The organism is Ideonella sp. B508-1, from assembly GCF_000333615.1.
Taxonomy (GTDB): Bacteria; Pseudomonadota; Gammaproteobacteria; order Burkholderiales; family Burkholderiaceae_C; genus Ideonella.
On sequence record NZ_BADL01000515.1, the window covers coordinates 1 to 5,107 of the forward strand.

Annotated in this window: 4 protein-coding genes and 1 pseudogene; all 5 read left to right on the forward strand. The window is 62.8% G+C overall.

The genetic code is table 11. The features are described from left to right. On the forward strand, positions 1-1,109 hold a 1,109-nt coding region (locus I73_RS32825; protein ID WP_234409562.1), incomplete at its 5' end, for a hypothetical protein. Between the two features lie 47 nt (positions 1,110-1,156). Beyond that, a complete protein-coding gene (locus I73_RS34165) occupies positions 1,157-1,771 on the forward strand; it encodes a hypothetical protein (protein ID WP_026096989.1) in 615 nt (204 codons plus the stop codon). Then, positions 1,768-1,818 (forward strand): annotated as a pseudogene (locus tag I73_RS34920) (hypothetical protein); the annotation flags it as partial. The gene I73_RS34165 and the pseudogene I73_RS34920, both read left to right, overlap by 4 nt. Positions 1,819-1,878: 60 nt before the next feature. After that, positions 1,879-4,533 (forward strand): RHS repeat-associated core domain-containing protein, encoded by a 2,655-nt coding sequence (locus tag I73_RS20290; protein WP_026096990.1) that lies wholly within the window; start codon positions 1,879-1,881, stop codon positions 4,531-4,533. 5 nt (positions 4,534-4,538) lie between these two features. Continuing rightward, positions 4,539-5,107, forward strand: a 569-nt coding sequence (locus I73_RS31905; RefSeq protein WP_148289873.1) for a DUF416 family protein, incomplete at its 3' end; no start/stop codon positions are given.

Sequence of the window (5,107 nt, forward strand, 5' to 3'; positions counted from 1 at the left end):
CGTTGGGATCGCGTTTGCACCAGTGGGACCCGGAGATCCCACGCCTTTGGGGGATCTATGCCGCGGGTGCGGCCACTCCCAAGGGGTGGGTTGTCAGTGGCGCAACCGTCGCACAACAGAACTTGCGGTGCAGTAACTTCCAAGGCGCACCCGAGGTACTGCCCACTTCCAAGAGCCAAGACACGGCTCTGCCGGATCAGTACTGGAGTGGCCATCACCTGTATGTACCGGGTCAGGTGGATGAGCTGCTCCTCAAGCGAAGTACCGGCAACACCTTTCAGCCGACTTCGGGGACTTATCCGGTGGTGACCAAGTCCCATTGGCAGCTCAGCTGTGTCACTCTGAGCCTCGGAACGGGCGAGGGCTTTGTGGCGCTCTCGCCATCGGGCACGCAGTACCGCTTCGACCACATGGTCAGCCGGTCGTATGACGGCATCAGCACGTCGGCAGGCAGCTTCAGCCGCCAGGAGATCTGGATCCTGCCGAGCAAGGTGACCGACCGCTTTGGCAACACGGTGACCTACACCTACGACAGCACCGATCCCTGGAAGGTCACCAGCATCCTGGCCAGCGATGGCCGCGAGCTGCGCTTCGCGTACCAAACGGACGGGTCCTACACCGTCACGGCCTATTCGACGACCACGGCATTCCAGCGCACCTGGAGCTACAGCGCTGACCGCATGACGGTGACGCTGCCAGACCAGACCCAGTGGAAGTACAGCCTGCAGGGTGACGGCGGTGATGGCATTCCGCATTTCAACCCGAAGATGGGCTGTGGAAACCCAACACCAGGGCCATGGACCAACGGAACCTCTGGTCACGGCGCCAAAACCAGCACCGTCACGACCCCATCAGGAGCCACGGTGGCGTTCACCATGGACTGGGTGGCTCATGGGAATTCGGGGATCACACCACGCCGGGCGAGAACCCTTGTTCCAGCTCCTATGTGTTCAGCCCGAACCACACCCCTGTGTACGCGGCCTGGTCCCTCAAGACCAAGACGATCACTGGCCCGGGCATGGGCAGTGGGGCGAGCTGGAACTACAGCTGGAGCGTGCCTGAGGGGACCTGGTACTGCGGCACAGGCTGCACTGGCACCAAGAACGTAACAGTCACTGACCCCAAAGCCAACGCAACTCGCTACACCTTCAACAGCGTGTTCCAGAAGGACGGCGAGTTGGTTCAGGTCGACGAGGGGTGGAACAGCTCGAATTCCACAGCGCTTCGCTCGACGGTCAACACCTACTACAGCCCGAATGTGGCCACAGGCAGCAGCGGGCAATACGACGCCAACTACCTCGGCTGGACCATTCGGGCTCTGCAGAAGCGGGAGATCACCCAACAGAGCAAGGTCTTCACCTGGCAGGCCTCGACGGCGGACTTTGATGCAGTAGGCCGCCCGACCAAGGTCACGCGCTCGAGCACGCTCACGGCCACGCCCAACACCGTCACCGAGACCACGGCCTACCAGGATCTCAAGGGCCCCTGGGTGATCAACCTGGTGAGCAGCCTCACCGAGTCGACGACCGGTCTCAAGCCCAAGGAGACCACGTACACCACGCTGGGCCTGCCCTATCAGGAATACGCCTTTGGCAAGCTGAAGGCCACGTACACCTACAACACGGACGGCACGCTCCAGACGGTGAAGGACGGGCGCGACAACGTCACCACCTTCAGCAACTACAAGCGCGGCCTGCCGCAAAAGATCACCTACGCCGACACCAAGTACCAGCAGGCAGTGGTCAACGACCTGGGCCTGATCCCAGCCTGACCAACGAGGCAGGGACCACCACCAGCTACGACTACGACGCGGCCGGTCGGCTCAAGAGCATCACCTACCCCACGGGCGATGCGGTCACCTATAACAACACCACCCTGGTGTTCGAGCCGGTCACCACGGCCGAGTACGGCCTGCCTGCCGGCCACTGGCGCCAGACGGTCACCACCGGCAATGGGGTGACCAAGAACTACTTCGATGCGCTCTGGCGCAAGCGCGTCACGCTCAGCCAGGACACGGCAGTGGCCAGCACCCTGCGGGCTGCGCTGACCCAGTACGACTCGGACGGCCGGGTGACCTTCCAGGGCTACCCGCAGGCCACGGTGCCCTCCATCACCGACACGCCCAAGGGCACGACCACGGTCTATGACCCGCTGGGCCGCGAGATCAGCCGCACCATCGACACCGAGCTGTCGCCGGCGCAGCGCACGGCCACCAATGTCTACCAGAGCGGCTTCACCATCCAGACCACAGATTTCAACGGCAACGTCTCAACCTCGAGCTTCCAGGCCTACGACAACCCGGACAAGGCGGTGCTGGCCAGCCTGAGCGGCCCTGAGGGCCTGAACCTGAGCATCACCCGCGATGCCTTCGGCGCCACCACGTCGATGACCAAGAACGGCACCAGCGCCGGCGTGACCACCAGCGTCACCCGCAACTACGTCTACGACGGCTACCACCAGCTGTGCAAGACGGTGGAGCCGGAGCTGGGGGCGACGGTGCAGGACTGGGACGCCGCAGGCAACCTGGCCTGGCGCAGCGGAGGGGTCTCACTCACCAGCACCGGCAGCTGCGACACCGCCAGCGTGCCCGCAGCTCAGAAGATCAGCTACGGCTACGACGCGCGCAACCGCCTGACCAGCACCACCTTCGGTGACAGCAGCCCCGCCATCACCCGCACCTACACCGACGATGGGCTGATCGCCACCCTCAGCACCTCGGCCTACCCGGGGCGCAACAATGCCACCAGTTGGACCTACACCTACAACAACCGGCGCTTGATGACCAAGGAGTCGTTGAGCTACAGCAGCGCGGTGTATGACCTCAGCTGGGGCTATGACGCCAACGGCAATGTCTCGGCCCTGACCTACCCCGATGGGGCGCTGGTCAACTTCAACCCCAATGCGCTGGGAGAGCCCACCGCGGTCAACTCGCGTGTCTCCGGGGCCACCTATTGGCCCAACGGCGCCGTCAAGAGCTACACCCTGGGCAATGGCATCACCCACACCGTGAGCCAGAACGTGCGCGGCCTGCCCAGCCAGATCACCGACGGCAGCGTGCTCAGCGACCAGTACAGCTACGACGCCAACGGCAACGTGCTGGGCATCACCGACCTGATCGACGGCTCGTCCACGCGCACCATGCAGTACGACGGGCTGAATCGCCTGAAGACCGCCAACGGCATCTGGGGCAGCGGCAGCTACACCTACGACGTGCAGGACAACATCCGCAGCAGCACGGTGGGCTCGCGGGTGCTCACACACAGCTACGACGCCGCCACCAACCGGCTGACAGGAATTTCTGGCACCGGGGACGGCCTGCCCTACGGCTACACCTACGATGCCAACGGCAACATCAACAACCGCACCGGCTATGGCACCCAGCAGACCTTCGCCTTTGACCTGGGCAACCGTATCAACACCGCCTCCTCCGGCGGCACCACCACCTCCACCTACAGCTACGACGGCAATGGTCGGCGCGTAGAGGCCTGGAACAACGCGGACAGCACCACTCAGAGCTACGTCTACGACCACACCGGTGTGCTGAGATTCCAGCGCATCTGGACCAGCGGGGCCAAGAACGACACCAAGTATCTGTACCTGGGCAACCGGCTGGTCACGGAGGTCAACTCCGCCGGGACCTACACCCACGAGGACGCGCTGGGCAGCCCGGTGGCCCGCACCAACGACTCCGCCGCGCTCATCAGCAAGACCCGCTACGAGCCCTACGGCAACGTGGCCTCGGGCTTCGTGCCCACCAAGCCTGACAACATCGGCTTCACCGGCCACGTCTTCGACAGCAACACTGGCCTGGTGCAGATGCAGCAGCGCTACTACGACCCCATCGCAGGGCGCTTCCTGAGCACCGACCCCGTCGTCGCTGACGTCAGCAATGGGGGGAACTTCGGCAGGTATACCTACGTCGATAACAACCCCTATGCCAAGGTCGATCCCACGGGGATGCTGCCAGAACAGTTTCTCGACAATGAAGCTAAAGAAGTACTCGCGGGAAAGCTCTCCGAAGATCAATGGAAGCAAATAAACGGGGCCCGAGCTGCTGGTGCCGCGGTAGGTCTGGTTATTGCCACCGGAGGGCAGGTTACCGTTGTTGTGGCTTCATCAACGAGCCGAATGCTCGCAAAGGCACTTAATTTATTGAAGGAGGCCACAAGTGAGGGAACCACTGCCGCAAAGGGAATTGGTGCCCGTGTTGAAGCAGTGCACGGTGCCCTTGATCCGATTGCGGCCGGACGAAGGACTACGGCAGCGCTGGACACGGTCGAAGGCACCCGTGTTCTCGCCGCAGGTGGCCGCGATCTGTCACCGGCACAACGTGCACTCATGGAGTCTGGTGAGGTCGCGGCGAAGTTGCCTGGTGCGCACGCGGAAGTGACCGCGCTCCAGCATGCGGCGCAGAACGGACTCACGCCTGCTCAGATGGCTGTGTCCAGAACAATTTGCCCAACATGTAGAGCGGCCATCGAGCAATCCGGTGGTCAATTGACGAGTCCCACAACTGCGATCTGGCCAAGGTAAACCGCATGCACAGCTTTGATGAAAACGCGTTGGTTGGCGAACTTGGGGCGCTGTCGAGTCAGGCGCGGATTGCGTTCGCTGCTGCGGCTGCGACGAGGCAGCTCAGTAATTACGAGCGCCTTGCGCGGGAGTCGGACGCTGACAGGAAGCAACGTCCGCGCGAGATTGCCGTTCAGCTGTGGACCGACCTTCAAACTGCGGTAGTTGATCGTGCAGTATGGTCGGCAAGACTTGACGAGGTGATGAGCCTGCTGCCAGAGGAAAGCGACAATTGGATGATCGGTCATGCTCTGGCTGACGATGCGCTCTCTTCCTTGGCGTATGCGATTCGTTGCTTGCTTACACCGGAGCCGCAGGAGGCGGCGTGGGCGGCGCGACGTGCCTACGAGGCGGCCGACCAAGCGGCAATACGAGCTCTGGGTGTCCAGCCGGGATTGCCGAACACGGAAGCGGTGATCAAGTCACATGGCTATGTGCAGCGCGAGCTTGCACGCCAGCGAAATGATCTGTCTCTGCTGCGTGCTGATTCGATTGACAAAGTGCAGCGGCAGGCATTTGCGGACGATCTGCTATC